This window comes from Streptomyces sp. 35G-GA-8 (assembly GCF_023534745.1).
GTDB lineage: Bacteria > Actinomycetota > Actinomycetes > Streptomycetales > Streptomycetaceae > Streptomyces.
Genome location: NZ_JAMHJQ010000005.1, coordinates 231,559 through 250,372, shown reverse-complemented (window position 1 = coordinate 250,372; position 18,814 = coordinate 231,559). Strand labels below are relative to the sequence as shown.

Genomic DNA, 18,814 nt, shown 5'->3' with positions numbered 1-18,814 from the left:
GTGCGCGTGACTGGCCGGAACGACAATTGTCTGAGCACGCGGTCTCCGGAGCGGACGTATGGACCGGACACCCGTCGGGACGGGATTCACCTGCTCGAACGCGGGCGTGAGCAAGCGGCGCTGACCTCCCTGCTCACCTCGCTGGGCGGAAGACGCGCGGGCATCGTGACCCTCACCGGAAGACCGGGCCACGCCCAGAACGCGCTGCTGAGATGGGCGGCCCGGCGAGCCCGGGACGGCGGACTGTGCGTACTGCACGCCCAAGCGGCCCCGGCCGAACGAGAGGTGCGCTACGGCGTGATCGCGCAGCTCATGACATCGATGGCGGGCCAGGCCGAGGAGGGCCCGACCGGGGTCTCGCTGCGGGAACTGATGGAGCACCGGCTGCCCGATCCGCTGCCCGGACTCGACGGAACCCTTCACTTCGCACAGACGATGCCTACCCTGCTGGTGATCGAGGACACCCAATGGCTCGATCCCGCCTCCCTGCGCTGGCTGCACGCGCTGGTCCGGCGGCTGACCCCGGACACACCGGTCGCGGTGCTGGCGAGCGGCAGTGGCGTGTCGGCCAAGGGCAGGGACTGGCTCAGCCTGCTGCCCGCCTCCCCGGTGCCCAGCAAGCAGCTCGTGCTGCGCGGACTGACCGAGCGGGGCGTCGCCACCGTCGTGGAGACGGTCTGCGGCGCCCCCGGCGACCAGCGGTTCACCTCGGCGGCCGCGGCGGCCACCGAGGGCAACCCCGCCGTACTGTGGGATGTGCTGCGCCAGTTCACCGACCAGGGCCATGAACCGGTCGCCGCCCGGCTGCCCGAGCTGCGCGCGATCACCGCCGCTGTCGTCGGCGACCACGCCACGCGCTCTTTGGACGGTCTGCCCGCCGAGGCCGTCGCGCTGCTGCGGGCGCTGGCGGTCTGCGGCGAACTGATCAGCTTTCCCCTCGTCCGCGCGCTGGCCGGACTGAGGCCCGTACGCGGCCAGGAAGTACGTGTGATGCTGGAGGCGGCCGGACTCACCGTCTCCGGGGGAACGAAGACACAGGTACGCCACCCCGTGGTGAAGGCCCGGGTGCTGGAGGACATGGCCACCGACGAACGGGCCCAGCTGTACTCCCGGGCCGCGGAACTGGCCCACCGGGCCTGGGCGAACGACGAGGACGTCGCCGAGATCCTGCTCCGTACGCCGCCGCCGGGAGCCCCCTGGGTGGTCGGCACGCTGTGCGAGAGCTTCGCCGCCGCCCTGGACGCGGAGGACCACGGCCGCGCCGCCGCGTATCTCTCCCGCGCCCTTCGCGAACCGCTGGAGCCGCGCGAGCGCGCCCGGCTCACCCTGGAACTGGCCGCCGCCGAAACGATGTCGGCGCCCCTGGCGGGGGACCGAAGGCTCGGTGAACTCGTCCGGGCCGGCAGCGGCGCCCCCGAGGGACTGCGGGCCCGCGCCGTCGACCTCGGACTCGCCCGCGGCGACAGCGACTGGGCACGCCGCGCGGCGGCCGAGGCGCTGTGTGAGGTCCGGCCCGGCGAACGGGACGATCTGATCGCGCTGTTCTGGCTCGCCGACGAGTCACGGGACGACACCGAACCGATGGTGCCCGAGGTGCCCGTACTGCCCGACCGCCCCTCGACCCCCGCGCAGAGCGGCGTACGGGCCTGGCAGCTCGCGGTGCGCGGCGAGGACCTGGCGACGACCAGGGCGCTGGCCCGCGCCGCCCTCGCGGGCGACGGCCCCGACACGCCCCTGATGCTGCCCCGGCTGGCCGCCTGCCGGGCGCTCATCCTGACCGACGACCACGAAGAAGCCGCCGCCGAGCTGGACGCGCTGCTCACCGTCGTACGGCGCGACCATCGCCGGGCGGCCACCGCTCGGATCCTGACGGCGCGCGCCGAACTGTCCCTGCGAGCGGGCCGGTTCGACGCCGTGGAGCGGGACATCCAGGCCGCCGAACGGGCCCTGCCGTTGTCGAGCAGGCATCCGCTCATCATTCCGAGCCTGACGGCCCTGCGCATCGCGAGCGCGGTGGAAGCCGGCCGTCTGGAATACGCGCGCTCGCTCGCCGCCGCGTCGACGCCGCCCGGGGCGGAGGAGGGCGTGCCCTGGTCCGCCCTCCTCTACGCCAAGGCGCGGGTCGCCGCCGTCGACGGGCGCTGGGCCGAGGCGCTGGAGCTGGCGAAGGAGAGCGGCCGGCGGCTGCTGCGCAGACAGTGGAGCAATCCGGCGCTGCTGTGCTGGCGCCCGCAGGCCGCCGAGGCCTGCTACGCCCTCGGCGACCGCGCGGAGGCGGCGCGGCTGAGCCTGGAGGAGCTGAGGCTCGCCCGCCGGTGGGGCTCGGCGAGCGCGCTCGGCGTCGCCGAGCTGTGGACCGTCCCGATGACCGGCGCCGACGGCAGGCCCGTGATCGCCGCCCGCGAGGCCGTCCGCGTCCTGGGCGACTCACCCTCCCGGCTGGCCTACGCGTGGGCGCTGGCCCGACTGGCCTCCTGCGAGCTGGAGGAGGGCGACAGCCGGGCCGCCGCGCGCTCCCTCGCCCGGCTCTCCCCGTTCACCGCGGCTCATCCGTCGGGCCGGCTGGCGGCGGCGGTGAGCGGGCTCACCGAACGGCTGGAAAGGCCGGCCGGGCCGGTGACCCCCGCCCTGCCCCCGGAGTGGACCACGCTCTCGGAGGCCGAACAGCGCACCGCGACATTCGCCGGACGCGGCTACGGGAACCGCGAGATCGCCGAACTGCTCGCCGTGAGCAGACGCACCGTCGAGCTGCGGCTGAGCAACACCTACCGAAAGCTGCGTATCACCGGACGCGAGGAACTGTGCGTACTGGTGCGGAACATGGGAGAACGGCAGAACGATGCTTCTTGAGCGGGATACGGAACTGGCGCGGGTGGGGGCCGCGTTGAGCGCCGCGGACGAGGGCACCTCATCGGTGATACTGCTGTCCGGACCCCTCGGCATCGGAAGATCGGCTCTGCTGCGCCGGCTGCCCGGTGTCGTCTCCGGTACGGATGTACGCGTCCTGCGGGCGAACGCCGCCCCGATGGAGCGGGACTTCGCGTTCGGTGTGGTCAGACAGCTGCTCGACAGTCTGCTCGCCGGCGGCCCGCAGGCGGACCGCGAGCGCTGGGCGCGCGAACCCGACCGGACCACCGGCCCGCTGTTCGGCGCCGACGGCATCCCGGCCGACGCCATCCCGGCCGGCGCCGCGTGCGAGTCGACCCTGCGCGGACCGCGCTCGCTGCTCGCCGACATCAGCGAACACGCCCGGCTGCTCATCCTCGTGGACGACCTCCAGTGGGTGGACATCGCCTCCCTGCGCTGGCTCGCCTACCTCACCAAGCGGCTGCGCGGACTGCGGGTCGTGCTCGTCTGCACGCTCCGGGACGGCGACCAGGGCGCCGGACACGCCCTCGTGCGCGAGATCGCCGCCGCCTCGACCCAGCTGCTGCGCCTCGCCCCGCTGTCGCGCGACGCCACCCGCACGGTGATCCACGAACGGTCCGGCGTGCCCGGGGAGGAGGAGTACGTACGCGCCTGTCACGAAGTGACCGGCGGCAACCCGCTGTTCCTCGTGTCCCTGCTGCTGGGCATGGACGCACGGGGCTACGAGCCGACCGCCGACCACGCCGACCGGGTACGCGCCCTGCGGCCCGCGGGGCTGCGCGAGCGGCTGGCGAGCTATCTGCGGACCCGGACACAGGCGGTACGTGACACGGCCGCGGCGATCGCGGCCTTCGGCGGCCACGGCGACCCCGCGCTCATCACGGAACTCGCAGGACTGGACGAGATCGGCTTCGGTGCCGCCCGGCGCGCCCTGCGGGAGGCGGGGCTGCTGACCGACGCGCGCGAACCGCGCTTCGTCCACCGTGTCGTCCAGGACGCCGTCGAATCCGCGATGTCCGTGGCGGAACGCGAGCGCTGGCACGCCGCCGCCGCGGACCTGCTGTACCGTAGCGGCCGCCCCGCCGAGCAGGTCGCGGCCCATCTGATGGCCGTCACCGCCTTCGGCCGCCCCTGGTCGGTGATGGTGCTGCGCGGCGCGGCCGACACCGCGCTGCGCCGGGGCGCGCCGGAGACCGCCGCCCGCTATCTGCGCCGCGCGCTGCTCGGTCACCGCCCCCAGGACGAGAGCCGGGCCCGACTGCTGGTCGAACTGGCCACCGCGGAGCGCGGATTCGACCCCGAGGCATGCCGGCGCCATATCGTCCAGGCGATGCCTCTGCTGACCACGGTCAGGGACCGGGCCGCCGCCGCGCTGCGCATCCCGCCGCCGCTGCTCGGCGCCGTACCCCCCTCCACGGCCACGCTTCTGCGCGGTGTCGGCGAGGAACTCGGACGGCCCGCCGAACTGGACGGCCCGGCACGGGAGATGGCCCTGCGGCTCGAAGCCCGGCTCAGGCACGACGGGCACGAGAACCCGGGAGAGCTCGCGTCGGCCGGGGAACGTCTGCGCGAGCTGGGGGAGGAACCCCCGCTCGGCTCCGTGGCCGAACGCGAGCTGGTGGCCGTGCTCCTCTTCTCCGGCACGCTCACCGGCGGGCTGACCGCGGCGGAGGCGGCACGTACGGGCGGCCGCATCCTGGAACGCGAGCCGGCCACCTCGGCGGGCGCGCACACCACACTGCCGCTGGTCGTGATCACCCTCTTCGCCGCCGAGTCGGTACAGGACGTGGGCTCCTGGCTGTCCACCGAGCAGCAGGCCCGATGGCAGAACGCGACCGGCGCCGACACCGTCCTTCTGCTCGCGGAACGCGCGTTCGTCCTCGTCTCGCAGGGCAGGCCCGCCCAGGCACGCGAATATGTCGAGCGTGCCATGGGGTCGGCCGAGGCGGACTGGCGCGAGGCGTCCATCATGATTCTCTCCACCGTCGCGCTCGAACTGCGGGACCCGGCGCTCAGCGAACGGATCCTCGCCAGGGCCCTGCGGCGCGGGACGGCGGGGCTGGCCCTGACGGCCGCACTGCGCATACTCCAGGCGTCGGTGGACGCCCAGCGGGGGCTGCGGCCCCGAGCGCTGGAGCGGCTGCTCGCCTGCGGCCGTCAACTGGACGTCTCCGGCTGGCGGAACTCGGCGCTCTTCCCATGGCGTCCACACGCCATCGGCCTCTACCAGCGGCTCGGCGACTCCCGTTCCGCACTGCGGCTCGCCGAGGAGGAGCTCACCTGGGCCACGGCGTGGGGAGCACCCGCCGGGCTCGGCCGCGCCCTGCGGCTGAAGGGCTGGCTCCAGGGCGCCCAGGGTGTGCCGTTGCTGCGTGAAGCGGTCGCCGTGCTGCGCGATTCATTCTTCGAACTGGAACTCGCCAGGACACTCGTGCTGTTGGGCCGGCAGTTGGGCAGCGGCGCCGAGGCGGAGGCGGCGCTACGGGAGGCGGGCACCGTCGCGGCGGCCTGCGGTGCTCCCTGGCTGGTGGAGCGGGCCGAGCACGGTCTCGGTACGGCCTCCGCGCCGAAGACCGCCGTGCTCACCCGTAGCGAGCGCAAGGTGATCACTCTTGTCGGTCGCGGGCTCACCAATCAGGAAATTGCGGGTGAACTCGGCGTGAGTTCACGCGCCGTGGAGAAACATCTTACGAATTCCTATCGCAAGCTAGGCATCTCGGGCCGGCATGAGCTCGCGGATGTTCTTCCCGCGTAGACTCCGACGCGTAACTGTTAACGGCATGCTACGTGACGCTGTGGCGTGTGCGGCCCCTGCGCGGCCTGGTTCGGCCCGGCTTGCCGCACGAACCTCAGGGGAACCTCAAACAAGGCCTAATTGCGCGGATGCGGCGCCTATCCGTCCCGCCCGGCATGCCGGGTTTTTCCCACCGTAGACATCGTCATTGCGGACCGAACCTTCCCGGGGCGGGACCACAGCTTTAGCCATCTGAACAGGGCTCTTGTTGACGGGCCGACGCAAGGCTACCTACTCTCAATTCAGTAAATGGATTACCCCGTCAATGAGGTCACGAGAGACCGGCTGCCGGTGTTATCCGACCCGCATAGCGATGTTGAGTATTTCCAATGAATCGGGGGGACCCGAAAGGATGGCGGTCTCGTGGCGATTGCTGCACTCGCGGATTCGGCGCAGGTCACAACGAGCGACCTCAAACCCGACCAGAACGGGCACGGACGCGCCCAGCAGTTCGACCAGCCGGGGCTGTGCATGGCCTCACTCGACCCGGCTCTGACCATCCAGCAGGCGAACGAGGAGTTCTTCCGGCGGTTCGGTGACGCCTCGGCGGGCGTCTGCGGCCGCAGCTTCCGCGATCTGGTGCATCCCAGCGTCCAGCAGCCACTGATGCGCCAGTTCTCCCGGCTGGTGGAAGGGAAGCGTCAGCGGTTCGCCTCGCACGTGGTGGCCGTGGGACCGGAGGACTCCGCGTTCGCCGGGACGCTGACGGCCGCGGCCGTCAGCGGGGAAACCCCCGACGTGGCCGCGATCCTGGTGCTCATGCGCTCCTCGGAGGGGTCCGAGGACGCGGGCGTGCTGACCAACCAGAAGAAGATCCTCACCGAGATCGACGCGCGCATTCTTGAGGGCATAGCCGCGGGTCTGTCCACGATCCCGCTGGCCTCCCGGCTCTATCTGAGCCGGCAGGGCGTCGAATACCACGTGACGGGGCTGCTCAGGAAGCTCAGGGTGCCCAACCGCGCCGCCCTGGTCTCCCGGGCCTACTCGATGGGCGTGCTGAACGTCGGCACCTGGCCGCCGAAGGTCGTCGAGGACTTCATCAAATGACAACGGTGCCGGAGTCGGCCGCCAACGGCTCCGTCCACCGCGGTCGATACCGCCTATAGCGCGGAATCCACCGACCGCGCACCCACCCGCCGGACCGTGACGCCTCGACCGGGCGCCACGGTCCGGCGGGTTTCTGCGTTCTTGTCCGACTTCCCTCATCGATCCGCTCCACCACCTATTTCGACCGGTGTCCGCCGCGGATTCGGTTGGTCATGCGACCGTAAAATCTCTCTCGCCGAGTCCGCTTGTGCCATCTCCCTTGTCTGTTTGCCCGAGCATTACCGAGGAGCGCCCCGAAGAGCTTGGGGCACGCTCCTGCGGTGAGTGAACCCGGCGGCATGGCGATAGTGGAGGTGACATGTATGTGCTATTTATCGTCGATGGCGTGCGAGAAACGTTTCACTTCGACTCCACGGCGCGTACCCCACGGCGTGGAGATCGAGTGATCGAGAGTAATTGTGCTGTGCGGCACATTTCGAAGCCCGATGTTCGAATGGAATGGTTACCGTGTGGTTCTGGCCACCGCCGCCTGTGGTTTTGCTGACCGATTCGTCGCGACCGAATCCGGACCGACCATGGCTGAGCCGCGGTCGGTCCGGACAGGACCTCGATACGAGGGGCGGACACAGGTGGTGTGTCTGGGGTGCGGTGGCTGATCAGACGGATCCTCAGCCGGCGGATGCCTGGTAGAGGCCACGGCCGGCACGGTGGGCACGCGAGGTGCCGACGAGCCGGTCGAGGGTGCTGCGTACCGCGTTGATGCTGCCGGGGGTGCCGTCCCGGCCCAGCTCCTGCGCCACATCGCGGGCACGGACGGGGTTGCCGTCGGACGCCGCGAGCACCGCGAGGATCTGCTCGGTCAGTCCGCTCGCCTGCTCGCTCGCCGGGGCGGGAGCGACAGCGGCGGCCGTCTTCTTGGCGCGGGTCTTCGTGGCCGTGGCGGGCGCGGCCTTCTTGGCCGGGCGGCTCGTCCGCTCCTTGGGCGCCTGCTCCTTGGCTGTCTGCTCCTTGGACGTCTGCGACTTCGCCCCGGAACCCCCGCCGGAGGTACGGGCCGACGACGACGCCGAAGCGGACTTACGGGACTTGGCCGCCTTGGCGGGTGCGGGCTTCTCCTTGGCGGGCGCCTCGGCAGCCGCCTCTTCGGCGGGCGCCTTCTCAGCGGGTGCCTCCGCGACGGGAGTCACCACAACGGGTGCCTGGGCGGCGGGAGTCTCCGCGGCCGACGGCTCCGCGGCCCGCTGCTCCGGCACGGTCTCCTGCGCCTGGGGGGTGGGGCTGAGTGCCTGCAGGGCACCCAGGGCGGTACGTACAGACTCCAGGCGCCCGGTGACGCTGGCCAGCTCCCGTTCGAGGGACTGCTGATGTGTTTCCAGCTGGGGGAGTTCACCGCGCAGGAGCGCTGTCGTGGTTTCGATGCTGTCCGGTGTGTTGGACGGGGATGTCATGGTGTAGCCCTCTCGTTCCGCGTCACCGCTGTTGCCCCCGTTGGTGACCGATGGAGAGAAGAGTAGGCGCTGTTGCGTTGTGATTGGTAACGGATGGACGGGATATGGCCCCAAGTTCGTGGTCCGGTGCCCCCGCGGCGAGGTGTGAAACGGCCGCCACCGCGTGCCAACCAGCCCTTGGATCAAGGATGGTGTGAGATCGACGAGTGAACTGCCACCGCGAGGCGAACCCGTGGGAATCGCTGCCGGGTTTCGTCGGTGTGGTGGCCTCCGCGCGGAGATCTTGACGGCGTCGGACGGATCCGGGGGCCTCGCCGGCCCGGAACCCTGCCGCCCCGCTCGACGGCCCGGGGACCTCACGGGCCGGGGACCTCAGAGCCCGGGGACCCCACCGGCCGGGAGCTCAGCCGCCCGCCCCGGAACGCGTGTGACATCCGCGCGTAACAGAACGGCGGCTCGAAGGACAAGTGTTGGTGTTACGGTCGGGGACACGCGGTCGCCGCTGCCCGCCGGTCTGCTTCCCCCGCTCCACGAGACCGGTCGTACAGGAGACTCGTGTCCGCACCGCCTTCATCGCCTTCTTCCCGCCCCCCGTCCTCCGCCCGGCGTTCCCTGCCTGCGTGGCTCACGCACCCCCTGGGCTGGCGCTCCGCGCCCATCCCCTGGACCGCCGCGCTCCGCGGCGCCCTGAGCGCCGGACCGCTGCTGGCGCTCGGCCTGCTGACCGGACACCTGAGCCAGGCGGTCCTCGCCGGGCTGGGCGCGATGCTCGCCGGTGTCAACGACCGGCCGGGTACCCGGCGCACCGGTGTGGTCCACATCGGTCTGCCCGCCGTCGGTGGGGCCCTCGGGCTGCTGTGCGGCGGACTGCTCGCCGACGCCGACAGCCGCTGGACCGCCGTACCCGCCCTCTTCGTGGTGGGCTGGCTCTCCGGCGCGCTGAGTGTGACCGGCCCCGTGTGGTCGGCCGCGGCCATGCAGTGTCTGGTCACCGCGGCGATCGGCGCCGGGATGCCGATACCGGGACCCGCGTGGCTCAAGGCGGTCTGCTATCTGGGCGGCGCGGTCTGGCTTCTGCTGCTGCGGTTCCTGCTGCGCGCCCCACGGCACATCGTGCGGCGCGGCGCCCGCCGCGAGGGCGAACGCGAGGCCGTCGCCGAGGTCTTCGACGCGCTCGCCGACGCCCTCCACGCTCTGGGCGGACCCGACGCGGAGCCCGCTCGCCGACGGCTGATCGCCGCACAGCACCGCGCCGACGAGTCACTGCGCCTGATGCGGCTGCTGCCCCTCCCCGGTCGGCGCGGAGGCCGCGGCTCCGCCCAGGCCCACCGCGTGACAGAGCGCTTCGCCGCCGCCACCGCCTTGTGCGAGGCCGGGATCGCACTGCTGTGGGAGGGCAGGCCACTGCCCCGCCAGGTGGCGAACGCACCGCGTCTGCTGGCCGTTGCCGTACGCGCCGATTCCGCCCCCGGCGCACTGGCGAGCCCCGTCTCCGACACGGTCCAGCGCGGGGCGTTCGACCGGGCGTTGCTGGCCGCGGCGGTGACTTTCGACCGCACGGCCCTGCGCGAGCCGCCCGTGCCGCCCATGTCATCCGTGCCGCCCATGCGGCCCGTACCGTACGAGCCGACGCGTCCGGTGCGTTCCTCGCGTGCGTCCCTGAACGCCCGAAGCGCCCGGCGGGCGCTGAAGGAGCTGACCGGGCCCGGCGCACTCCGTACGCTCGGCCGCGCGTTCGCCCCCGCCAGGCGTGAGAACGCGCTGCGCGTGGCGCTCTGCGTGGCGGCCAGTGCCGCCGTCGCCCTCAGCCTCCACCAGACCCACTGGTACTGGCTCCCGGCCACCGCGGCCTTTCTGGTGAAGCCCGATCTGGGGCCGCTCTTCTCCCGTGTGGTCAACCGTGTCGCCGGTACCGCCACGGGCGTGCTCGTCTTCACCGTCCTCACCCTGGCCATGGCGGGACTCGGTGGCCTGTGGTGGCTGGTCGCCGTGGTCGTGGCGGGCGGCGCGCTCATTCCGGTCGCCACCCGCCACTTCGGCTTCCAGACCGCGGTGGTGACCCTGCTCGTTCTCTCCTTCGTCTACGCGGTGGGCGACACCGAGGCGACGGCCGCGCGGCTGCTGGACACGGCGCTCGCCTGCGGGATCGTGCTGCTCGTCGGCCACCTGCCGCATCTGACGGACCCGCGTGTGCGGGTCGGCCACCGCTTCGCCGTCGCGCTGCGCGGCACGGAGCGGTATCTGCGGCACGTACTGGACACCCCGAGGACCGACCCGAGGACCGACCCGGGGACCGGCCCGAGGGGCACCCCGGCGGCGCCACGCGGTGGCGACGCGACGGGCATTGCGCTGCGGTACGCCGCGTACCGGGCGCTCTCCGAGGCGCGGGCCGCGGCGGAGACGGCCGCGGCCGAACTGCCGGGGCTCCACCGCGCACACCGACACGACTGGCTGGCCGTCATGGCACGCGCGGAGCGTGTCGTCGACGCCGCCACCGTCTGCGCCGTACGCGTTGAGCAAGGGGTGCCCCTGCCCACCGCCACCGAGGCACGGTGGGTCACCGGAGCGCTGGCCGCGATGGCGGACGCGCTGGAGGGCGGCCGTGGCACCCCGATGCCCACGCTGCCGCCGGTCCCGAAGGACTGCCGTTCGCTGCGGGATGTGATGACCGAGCTGCACGGCATCCAGTCCTTGACCACCGTCGCCTGAGCCTGTGCCCGCCGCTACCCGGGCCGGTGCGCCCGCGTCCGCGCCCGCCGGGTGAGTGGCTTCTCGATGAGGTAGTGGGAGGCCGTGGCGGCGGCGAGGCTGGCGGCGATCGTGGCGGTCGTGTGCCACGCGGCGCTCACTCCCAGATCGGAGACGAGCCGGCTGAGCGGGTAGTGCCACAGATAGAGGCCATAGCTGAGATTGCGGCCGACCCAGACGAGCGGGGCCAGGGACAGTCCCCGCGAGAGCCAGGTGCGCGGCCGCAGTTCCAGCGCCGCCACCACCGTCGCCGACAGCACGGCGGCCACCAGGAAGCCGACGGTGTACCACGGCATGGTCCAGGCGCTCGTGCCGGTCATCGGTACGTACCGGACGATCAGCGCCAGGACCCCCAGCGCGGGCCAGGCCAGCCGCGCGGACCAGCGCCGCAGCGCGGCCAGCCGCGGGTCGTCCGCGTGCAGCCGGGCCACCAGGATCGCCAGTACCGCACCGGCCAGCAGTTGGTCCGCGCGGGTGTCGACGCCGTTGTAGATACGGTGCGCCGCGGTCGGGTTCCACAGGATCAGCCGCCAGATCAGCGGCAGCAGACACAGCACCGCGGCGCAGAGCAGCACGGTCCGCGCGCCCACCCGCCGCAGGAGCAGCACCAGAACGGGCGGCCAGACCAGGTAGAACTGCTCCTCCACACTCAGGGACCAGCTGTGGGACAGCAGAGAGGTGTCGCTCGAATAGACGCCGGGCTGGGCGGCCCTGACGAGATTCATCAGGAAGGTGGCGGCCAGCGCGATCGCCACCCATGGAGCGTCGAAACTCGGCAGCCCCGTGGTGAGCGCCAGTACGGCGCACACCGCGCAGACCGCCAGCAGGGCGGGGACCAGCCGCACCCAGCGCCGCCAGTAGAAGGACCGCATGGCGACATCGCCGGTACGGGCGTACTCGGCGAGCAGCAGCCGCGTGATGACGAAGCCGCTGATGGTGAAGAAGACATCCACCCCCAGGGCGCCACCCGGCAGCAGCCCCGGTTCCAGGTGATAGACGATGACCACCGCGACGGCCAGCGCCCGCAGACCGTCCACGCCCCGCACTCGCCCGTCGGCCCGCAGCGCGGAGGGGAACCCGCGCCCGCCCCGGACGAGCCGGCCCTCGATCCGCCGTGGGAGGAGAGCCAGGGCGACACCGGGTGGGGTGGTGTGGTGTCCGGCTCGGTCGGGTAGGTGTGCGGCAGCGCTGTCCGCGCCGCGTCGTGTGTCCGCGGTGGGTGGGGAGTCCATTCAGTGCCCGTGCCCACGATGCGGCGAAGCACGCGGGAGTTAACCGAAAACTCAGAAACACCACCCGTCCGTCCCACACCACCCGACCGCCCCGAACCGGTGTCCCCGGGGTCGGCCGGCGGCTACTTCAGTGGTTCGGCGAACAGCGGGACGACCTTCTCCAGCGCGTACGCCACCGAGAACACCGAGTCAGTCGAGAAGGCCGCGCTGAGGGTCTCGTCGTCGAACACCACGGACCGGCCGGCCTTGACGGAGGGGACGGCCCGGTACAGCGGGTCGTCGCTGATCTTCGAGGCGGGTATCCCGATGGGCGTCATCACCGTCAGATCGGCGTCGAGCAGATCGAGGTTCTCGCGGGAGACGTCGATGTAGAACGACGCGCCGGCCTTGGCGTCGACCGCCGGGTTGTTCTTGAAGCCGAGGCGCTCGACGAAGTCGGTACGGCCCGTGCCGTGCACATACGCGCCGAACCCGTCGCCGGTCCGGGAGCCGAGGGTGATGGTCTTGCCCTTGAACTCGGGATGGGCGGCGGCCGAGTCACGGAACTTCTTCTCGGTCTCGGCGATGAGCGACTCGCCCTTCGCGGGAACACCGAGGGCGGTCGCGACCATCTCCGTCTGCTGACGCCACGAGATCTTGTACTGGTCGCCGCCCTTCGGGACGCCGACGGTGGGTGCGATCTTGCTGAGCGTGTCGTAACGGGCTTGGTCGCCGCTGGACTTGGTGTCCAGGATCAGATCGGGCCGGAGAGCCGCGATCTTCTCGAACTCCGGCTCCAGCGTGCCGATCAGCTGAGGGCTCTTCTTGTAGAGGCCCTTGGCCCAGGGGCCGACCCCGTCACCGCCGAACGCCAGCCAGTCGCTGGCTCCGACGGGCTGTCCGCCGAGCGAGAGCACGGCCTCGGCATCGCCCCAGCCCAGCGCGACGACGCGCGCGGGCCGCTTTTTCACGGTGATGTCGCCGAACTTCGTCGCGACGGTGGCGGGGAAGGCACCGTCCTCGGCACCGGACGCGGCTTCCGCCGAGGCGCCGGCGGAGTCGGAGTCGGACGTGGTGCCGCAGGCCGTCAACCCCACGACGAGGGCGGCGAGTACGGCCCACAGCGCGATGGAAGCCGGCCGGGAGCGGTGTGCGGGGGGAGCGGAGGGGTTCTCTCTCGATGACATGAGATTAGGTTAGCCTACCCTAAATCATGCTTGAACCGGGGTGATGTGATGACGCCCGATCGGTACGATCATGGGCGTGCCCGACGCGGGGTCCTCGGCGATCGAACAGCGCATCCCGAACACCTCCGTGACCAGCTCTGCCGTCACGATCTCGGTGGGAGCGCCCTCCGCCACGATCCGCCCGTCCTTCATCGCGACCAGATGGTCGGCGTAGCGGCAGGCCAGATTCAGATCGTGCAGGACGACCGCGATGGTGGAGCCGAACTCACGGTTCAGATCGGTCAGCAGGTCCAGTACATCGAGCTGGTGGCTGATGTCGAGGAAGGTCGTCGGCTCGTCCAGCAGCAGGATGTCGGTGCGCTGGGAGAGCGCCATGGCGATCCAGACACGCTGCCGCTGGCCGCCGGACAGCTCGTCGACCGGCCGCCCGGCGAGCTCCAGCACATCGGTGGCGAGCAGCGCCCGCGCCACGGCCTCGTCGTCCTCGGCCGTCCACCGGCGGAACCACCCCTGGTGCGGATAGCGGCCGCGGCCCACCAGATCGCTCACGGTGATGCCGTCCGGCGCCACCGGGCTCTGCGGCAGGATGCCGAGCACCGACGCCACTTCCTTGGTCGGCATCTCCTGGACGCTTCTGCCGTCCAGGAGCACACTGCCCGAGGACGGCGCGAGCAGCCGGGCCATCGAACGCAACAGGGTGGACTTCCCGCAGGCGTTCGGACCGACGATCATGGTGATCGCGCCGGGCGGAATGTCCAGACTCAGCCCGCTGACCACCTCGCGGCCGCCATAGCCGAGCCGGACGTCCCGCGCCGCCAGCGTGTGCTCCGCACTCATGCGCAGATCCTTCCGTTCCATCGATCAGCCGCCCTTGCCCACACGGTTCGACCGGGCCAGCAGCCACAGCAGATACGGGGCGCCGATCATGCTCGTCACCACACCCACCGGGAACTGGACGGAGCCCAGCAGATGTTGTGCCGCGAAGTCAGCGACGCTCACGATCAGCGCCCCCGTCAGCGCGGCGGGCAGCAGGGCGGCGCCCTGGCGCGGCAGCAGCCGACGCGCGATCGGCGCCGGCAGGAGAGCCACGAAACCCACCGGTCCCGCCGCGGCCGTCGCCACCCCCGCGAGCGCCACCGCGCAGCCGATCAGCGCCAGCCGGCCGCGCTCCACCCGAGTGCCGAGCCCCCGCGCGGCGTCGTCCCCGAGCTGTAGCGCCGGCAGCGCCCGCGCCGCCAGGAACGTCAGCGGTAGGAGCACCACCATGGCACCGAGCAGCGGCCACATCTGCTGCCAGGACACACCGTTGAGGCTGCCCGTCAGCCAGGCGAGGGCCTTCTGCGCCTCGGTCACCTCCGTACTGGTCAGCAGATACGAGACCAGGCTGGACAACCCCGCGCCGATGCCGACACCGACCAGCACGAGCCGGTATCCGGCGACGCCCTCGCGCCAGGCCAGTGCGTAGATCGCCCCCGAGGTCAGTACCGCGCCCGCGAGCGCGCTGACCGAGAGCGGGAAACCGCTGACGCCGAAGACCGCACTGGCCAGCACACCGGCGGCGCTCGCGCCCCAGGTGATACCGATCATGTCCGGGCTGGCCAGCGGGTTGCGCAGCAGGGTCTGGAACACCGCACCCGAAAGCCCGAACGCCGCCCCCACCAGCAGACCGGTCAGCGCGCGCGGCAGCCGCAACTCGATGATGACGAACCGCGAACCGGGATCGCCCCCACCGGCCAGGGTGGCGACGACCTCGCGGAGCGGTACGACGAGATCGCCCACGGACAGTGCCAGACACAGCGCGGCGAACACGGCGGCCAGCAGGGTGACCGAGACGGCGGTGGCGCGGGCCCGGCCGGCCCGGCGTACCAGGGCGACCTCCCGTACGGCACCGGCCGGCGGCTCATCCGTGACCGCGCCGCCGTAGGGCCGTACGTCCCCGGCCATGTCACGTCGCACGTCCGCCGTCAACTCCTTCACAGCTCCACCAGATTGCGGCGGCGCACCAGCAGCACGAAGGGAATCGCGCCGATGGCGGCCGTCACGATCCCCACCTGTACCTCGCCCGGCCGGGCGACGACCCGCCCCACGATGTCCGAGACCAGCACGAGAACAGGCGCCAGAAGCAGGCTGTACGGCAGGATCCAGCGGTAGTCGGGGCCGGTGACGATCCGCGCGGCATGCGGGACGAGGAGGCCGACGAAGCCGATCGGCCCGGCGATCGCGGTGGCCGCGCCGCACAGCAGCACCACGGCCGCGGCCGACGCCAGCCGGGCCAGACCCACCCGCTGCCCCAGCGCCCGCGCGAGGTCGTCACCGAGCGAGAGGGCGTTCAGCCGCGGCCCCAGCGCCAGCGCGAACACGGCTCCCACGGCGATGAACGGCAGCGCCTGCCAGAGCACCGCGGTGTCCCTGTCGGCGATCGAGCCGACCTGCCAGAAGCGGAACTGGTCGAAGGTCTGACGGTCGGCCAGCAGCATGGCGGTGGTCAGCGAGGTGAGGACGGCGGTGGTCGCCGCGCCGGCGAGAGCGAGTTTCACGGGCGTGGCGCCCTCCCGGCCGAGCGAGCCGACGCCATAGACCAGGACGGCCGCGCCGAGCGCACCGAGAAACCCGAACCAGATGTAGTGCGACGGCTCCGTCAGCCCGAGCACACCGATCGCGAACACCACGACCACCGACGCACCCGCGTTGATCCCGAGAAGGCTCGGGTCGGCCAGCGGATTACGGGCCACCCCCTGCATCACCGCCCCGGCCAGGCCCAGCGCCGCGCCCGCCAGAAGACCGGCGACCGTACGCGGAACGCGCACCTCCCGTACGATCAGCTGCCCCTTGTCGGACATGTCGGGATCGAGCAGCGCGCGCACCACATCACCCGCGCCGGCGTCTCCCGAACCGATCACCAGGCTCGCCCAGATCACCACCGCGAGGATGACCGCGGTCGCCGACAGACCGGCGGCGAGCAGCGGACGGCTCCGGACCGCACGACCGGACTTCTCGGCCGCCACGCCGGTCAGCGAGTCCGCCGTCACGCCCCGACGGCCTTCGAACCGATCGTGCCACCGCGCATGCGAGCCGCCCTCACTGCCTCTCCGCGACCAGTTGTCCACCGGGCGGAACGTCACCGTCCAAAAAGTAAGGCGACCCTAACATTGAAGGTTCCGCGCGGAGGTCACCGGGGAGGCCGATACAGCTCGGTCAGCAGGGTGACGGCGGCGTCCGTCGCCGGATGGGGTTCGTGCCGGGGCCAGATGAGCCGGACCGCGATCGGCGGGGCGTCGCGCAGCGGCCGGAAGACGATCCCATGGCGCCGGTACTGGCTGACGGTGCTCTGGGGGGTGATCCCGATGCTGCGGCCGGTGGCGATCAACGCCAGCCAGTCGTCTATGTCCTGGGTGTACTCCACCGTCGGCCGGGGGCCCTCCGGCCAGAGACCGGCCGTGGTGGTGCCGGTACGCCGGTCGACGAGGATCGTCCGTTCCCTGACATCGTCCAGCCCCAGGGAGCGGCGCTTGGCCCAGGGGTCGTCGGCCGCCAGGGCGCAGTAGCGGCGCTCCCGGCCGACGACCGCGCTCGCGAAGCGCCGTTCGTCGAAGACGGCGCGGGCCACGGCGAGATCGCAGAGTCCTTCGGCCAGACCGCCGGTGGCGGAGTTGGTACGGATCAGCCGGAGCTCGATGCCCGGGTGCAGGACGGCCCAGCGGCGCTGGAACTCCGCGGTGTGGCGGCCCATGGCCGACCAGGCGTGGCCGATGCGCAGCCGGGTGTGACCGGTGGTGGCCTCGGCGATCAGATCGTCCGCCTCCGCCAGCAGCCGCCTGGCCCGCGCCAGGACCCGTACGCCCGCGGTGGTGGGTGCGACGCTCCTGCTGGTGCGGTGGAGCAGCCGCACCCCCAGGATCTCTTCGAGCGAGAGCAGGGTGCGGGAGACCGCGGCTTGCGAGACACCCAGTTCGATCGCGGCGTCGGTGAAACTTCCGGTCTCGACGATCGCGACCAGACAGCGCAGATGCCGCAGTTCCATATCCATGACCCCAGCGTATGGATGGCGGCGCCGGGACATTTCTCGTGTGGGCGCACCACCGGGCATGCTCCGCCGCATGAAGATGTCTGTGCGCGCGCGACGGGCCGGGGGCACGCGGACTCCCGGCGGTGACGCCCACCGTGCTTCCGCCCGCTCCGGCCGGCTGGCCGGCGTGGCGATGATGTTCGGCAGCGGACTGTCCAACCAGGTCGGCGCGGCCACCGGCGCCCTCGCCTTTCCGGTGATCGGACCCGCGGGTGTGGTGGCCGTACGGCAGTGGGTGGCCGGAGCCGTGCTGCTGGCCGTGGGCCGTCCGCGCGTACGCTCGTTCACCTGGCGGCAGTGGTGGCCCGTGCTCTGCCTCGCGGTGGTGTTCGCCACGATGAACCTGTCGCTGTACACCGCGATCGACCGTATCGGCCTCGGGCTGGCGGTCACGCTGGAGTTCCTCGGACCGCTGGCCGTGGCGCTGGCCGCCGCGCGCCGCGCGGTGGACCTCGGCTGCGCGCTGATCGCCGGAGCCGCCGTCGTCGTACTGGCCCGTCCCCAGCCGACCACCGACTATCCGGGCATCGCGCTGGGACTGCTGGCCGCGGTGTGCTGGGCCTCCTACATCCTGCTCAACCGCACCGTCGGCAGCAGGATCCCTGGTGCGCAGGGCTCGGCGGCGGCCGCCGGGCTGTCCGCGCTGCTCTACATACCCGTCGGTGTCACCGTCCTCGTCCACCACCCGCCGACGGCGGGCGCACTCGGCTACGCGGCCGTCGCGGGCATCCTCTCCTCGGCGGTCCCGTTCCTCGCCGACCTGCTCGCCCTGCGCAGGATCCCGGCCCGCTTCTTCGGCGTCTTCATGAGCGTCAACCCGGTGCTCGCGGCACTGGTGGGTCTGGTCGTCCTGGACCAGACTCTCCAGGCGGTCGAATGGCTCGCCATCGCGGCGATCGTGACCGCCAACACGGTCAGCGTCCTCACCACGGGCCGCGGCCCGTCGACCGCTCGGCTCCGGGGCGTGGGACGCGCGCGGGACGGCAATTACCATGGTGGCCGTGACCGTGATTGATGCCGAGGAAGTCCGCCGTATCGCGCTGTCCCTCCCGCAGACAGTGGAGAAGGAGGCGTGGAGCATGCCCACGTTCCGTGTCGCGGGGAAGATGTTCGTCACGGTCCCGGACGATCAGACGTCGTTCGCCGTGCGCTGCCCCCGGTACGAGCGGACGGAGTTGATCGCGGCCGAGCCGGAGAAGTTCTGGGTGCCCCCGCACGAGGCGAGTTCCGCGTGGGTGCGGGTGCGGCTGGGCGCGCTGGAGGATCTGGACGAGCTGCGCGACATCCTCGTGGACTCCTGGAAGCAGGCCGCTCCGGACAGCCTCGTGGAAGCGTTCCCCACCCTGGAACCCGGCGCGGGCACTCGCGCCAAGAAGGACTGAGCCGCACAACGACAACGCCCCCTCCGCCGGAGGGGGCGTTGTACTGCTCGATCACGTCAGCGT

At 71.8% G+C, this 18,814-nt stretch carries 13 protein-coding genes; 6 read left to right on the top strand and 7 right to left on the bottom strand.

The genetic code is table 11. From position 1 onward, the window contains the following. Nucleotides 1-6: 6 nt before the first annotated feature. The 3 genes from M1203_RS13100 to M1203_RS13090 all read left to right on the top strand — a co-directional run bounded on the left by M1203_RS13100 (nucleotide 7) and on the right by M1203_RS13090 (nucleotide 6,709). A complete protein-coding gene (locus M1203_RS13100) occupies nucleotides 7-2,850 on the top strand; it encodes a LuxR family transcriptional regulator (protein ID WP_249949809.1) in 2,844 nt (947 codons plus the stop codon). After that, entirely contained in the window at nucleotides 2,840-5,623 is a 2,784-nt protein-coding gene (locus M1203_RS13095) for a LuxR family transcriptional regulator (protein WP_249949808.1), read from the top strand. Before M1203_RS13100 ends, M1203_RS13095 begins: the two co-directional genes overlap by 11 nt. Before the next feature lie 504 nt (nucleotides 5,624-6,127). Beyond that, on the top strand, nucleotides 6,128-6,709 hold the full coding sequence (locus M1203_RS13090) for a LuxR C-terminal-related transcriptional regulator (protein ID WP_365911756.1): 582 nt from the start codon (nucleotides 6,128-6,130) through the stop codon (nucleotides 6,707-6,709). Between the two features lie 668 nt (nucleotides 6,710-7,377). On the opposite strand, the gene M1203_RS13085 is transcribed toward M1203_RS13090, so the two are convergent. Continuing rightward, a complete protein-coding gene (locus M1203_RS13085; RefSeq protein WP_249949807.1) occupies nucleotides 7,378-8,157 on the bottom strand; it encodes a hypothetical protein in 780 nt (259 codons plus the stop codon). Nucleotides 8,158-8,712: 555 nt separating this feature from the next. Between M1203_RS13085 and M1203_RS13080 the strand changes: the two genes are divergently transcribed. Then, nucleotides 8,713-10,866 (top strand): FUSC family protein, encoded by a 2,154-nt coding sequence (locus tag M1203_RS13080; RefSeq protein ID WP_249949806.1) that lies wholly within the window; start codon nucleotides 8,713-8,715, stop codon nucleotides 10,864-10,866. A gap of 14 nt (nucleotides 10,867-10,880) precedes the next feature. On the opposite strand, the gene M1203_RS13075 is transcribed toward M1203_RS13080, so the two are convergent. The 6 genes from M1203_RS13075 to M1203_RS13050 form a co-directional block, all read right to left on the bottom strand. Beyond that, nucleotides 10,881-12,137, bottom strand: coding sequence for an acyltransferase (locus M1203_RS13075; protein ID WP_249949805.1), 1,257 nt, complete (start codon nucleotides 12,135-12,137; stop codon nucleotides 10,881-10,883). A 122-nt stretch (nucleotides 12,138-12,259) separates the two neighbouring features. Next, nucleotides 12,260-13,303, bottom strand: coding sequence for an iron-siderophore ABC transporter substrate-binding protein (locus tag M1203_RS13070; protein WP_249949804.1), 1,044 nt, complete (start codon nucleotides 13,301-13,303; stop codon nucleotides 12,260-12,262). Nucleotides 13,304-13,327: 24 nt separating this feature from the next. Further along, on the bottom strand, nucleotides 13,328-14,140 hold the full coding sequence (locus M1203_RS13065; protein WP_249949803.1) for an ABC transporter ATP-binding protein: 813 nt from the start codon (nucleotides 14,138-14,140) through the stop codon (nucleotides 13,328-13,330). A gap of 24 nt (nucleotides 14,141-14,164) precedes the next feature. After that, complete coding sequence (locus M1203_RS13060; RefSeq protein WP_249950030.1) at nucleotides 14,165-15,247, bottom strand: iron chelate uptake ABC transporter family permease subunit; 1,083 nt, start codon at nucleotides 15,245-15,247, stop codon at nucleotides 14,165-14,167. A gap of 29 nt (nucleotides 15,248-15,276) precedes the next feature. Further along, on the bottom strand, nucleotides 15,277-16,332 hold the full coding sequence (locus M1203_RS13055) for an iron ABC transporter permease (protein WP_249949802.1): 1,056 nt from the start codon (nucleotides 16,330-16,332) through the stop codon (nucleotides 15,277-15,279). Between the two features lie 140 nt (nucleotides 16,333-16,472). Then, nucleotides 16,473-17,330, bottom strand: coding sequence for a LysR family transcriptional regulator (locus M1203_RS13050; protein ID WP_249949801.1), 858 nt, complete (start codon nucleotides 17,328-17,330; stop codon nucleotides 16,473-16,475). Nucleotides 17,331-17,502: 172 nt separating this feature from the next. Here M1203_RS13050 and M1203_RS13045 point away from each other — a divergent pair, with 172 nt between their 5' ends. Beyond that, complete coding sequence (locus tag M1203_RS13045; RefSeq protein ID WP_249950029.1) at nucleotides 17,503-18,384, top strand: DMT family transporter; 882 nt, start codon at nucleotides 17,503-17,505, stop codon at nucleotides 18,382-18,384. Beyond that, nucleotides 18,362-18,751 (top strand): MmcQ/YjbR family DNA-binding protein, encoded by a 390-nt coding sequence (locus M1203_RS13040; protein WP_249949800.1) that lies wholly within the window; start codon nucleotides 18,362-18,364, stop codon nucleotides 18,749-18,751. Before M1203_RS13045 ends, M1203_RS13040 begins: the two co-directional genes overlap by 23 nt. The last annotated feature ends 63 nt before the right edge of the window (nucleotides 18,752-18,814 follow it).

Excerpts from the sequence above, each read along its gene's own strand:
- M1203_RS13085 (WP_249949807.1), bottom strand. The coding sequence starts at position 8,157 with ATGACATCCCCGTCCAACACACCGGACAGCATCGAAACCACGACAGCG.
- M1203_RS13070 (WP_249949804.1), bottom strand. The coding sequence starts at position 13,303 with ATGTCATCGAGAGAGAACCCCTCCGCTCCCCCCGCACACCGCTCCCGG.
- M1203_RS13095 (WP_249949808.1), top strand. The coding sequence starts at position 2,840 with ATGCTTCTTGAGCGGGATACGGAACTGGCGCGGGTGGGGGCCGCGTTG.
- M1203_RS13050 (WP_249949801.1), bottom strand. The coding sequence starts at position 17,330 with ATGGATATGGAACTGCGGCATCTGCGCTGTCTGGTCGCGATCGTCGAG.
- M1203_RS13060 (WP_249950030.1), bottom strand. The coding sequence starts at position 15,247 with ATGGCCGGGGACGTACGGCCCTACGGCGGCGCGGTCACGGATGAGCCG.
- M1203_RS13045 (WP_249950029.1), top strand. The coding sequence starts at position 17,503 with ATGATGTTCGGCAGCGGACTGTCCAACCAGGTCGGCGCGGCCACCGGC.
- M1203_RS13065 (WP_249949803.1), bottom strand. The coding sequence starts at position 14,140 with ATGAGTGCGGAGCACACGCTGGCGGCGCGGGACGTCCGGCTCGGCTAT.
- M1203_RS13075 (WP_249949805.1), bottom strand. The coding sequence starts at position 12,137 with ATGGACTCCCCACCCACCGCGGACACACGACGCGGCGCGGACAGCGCT.
- M1203_RS13040 (WP_249949800.1), top strand. The coding sequence starts at position 18,362 with ATGGTGGCCGTGACCGTGATTGATGCCGAGGAAGTCCGCCGTATCGCG.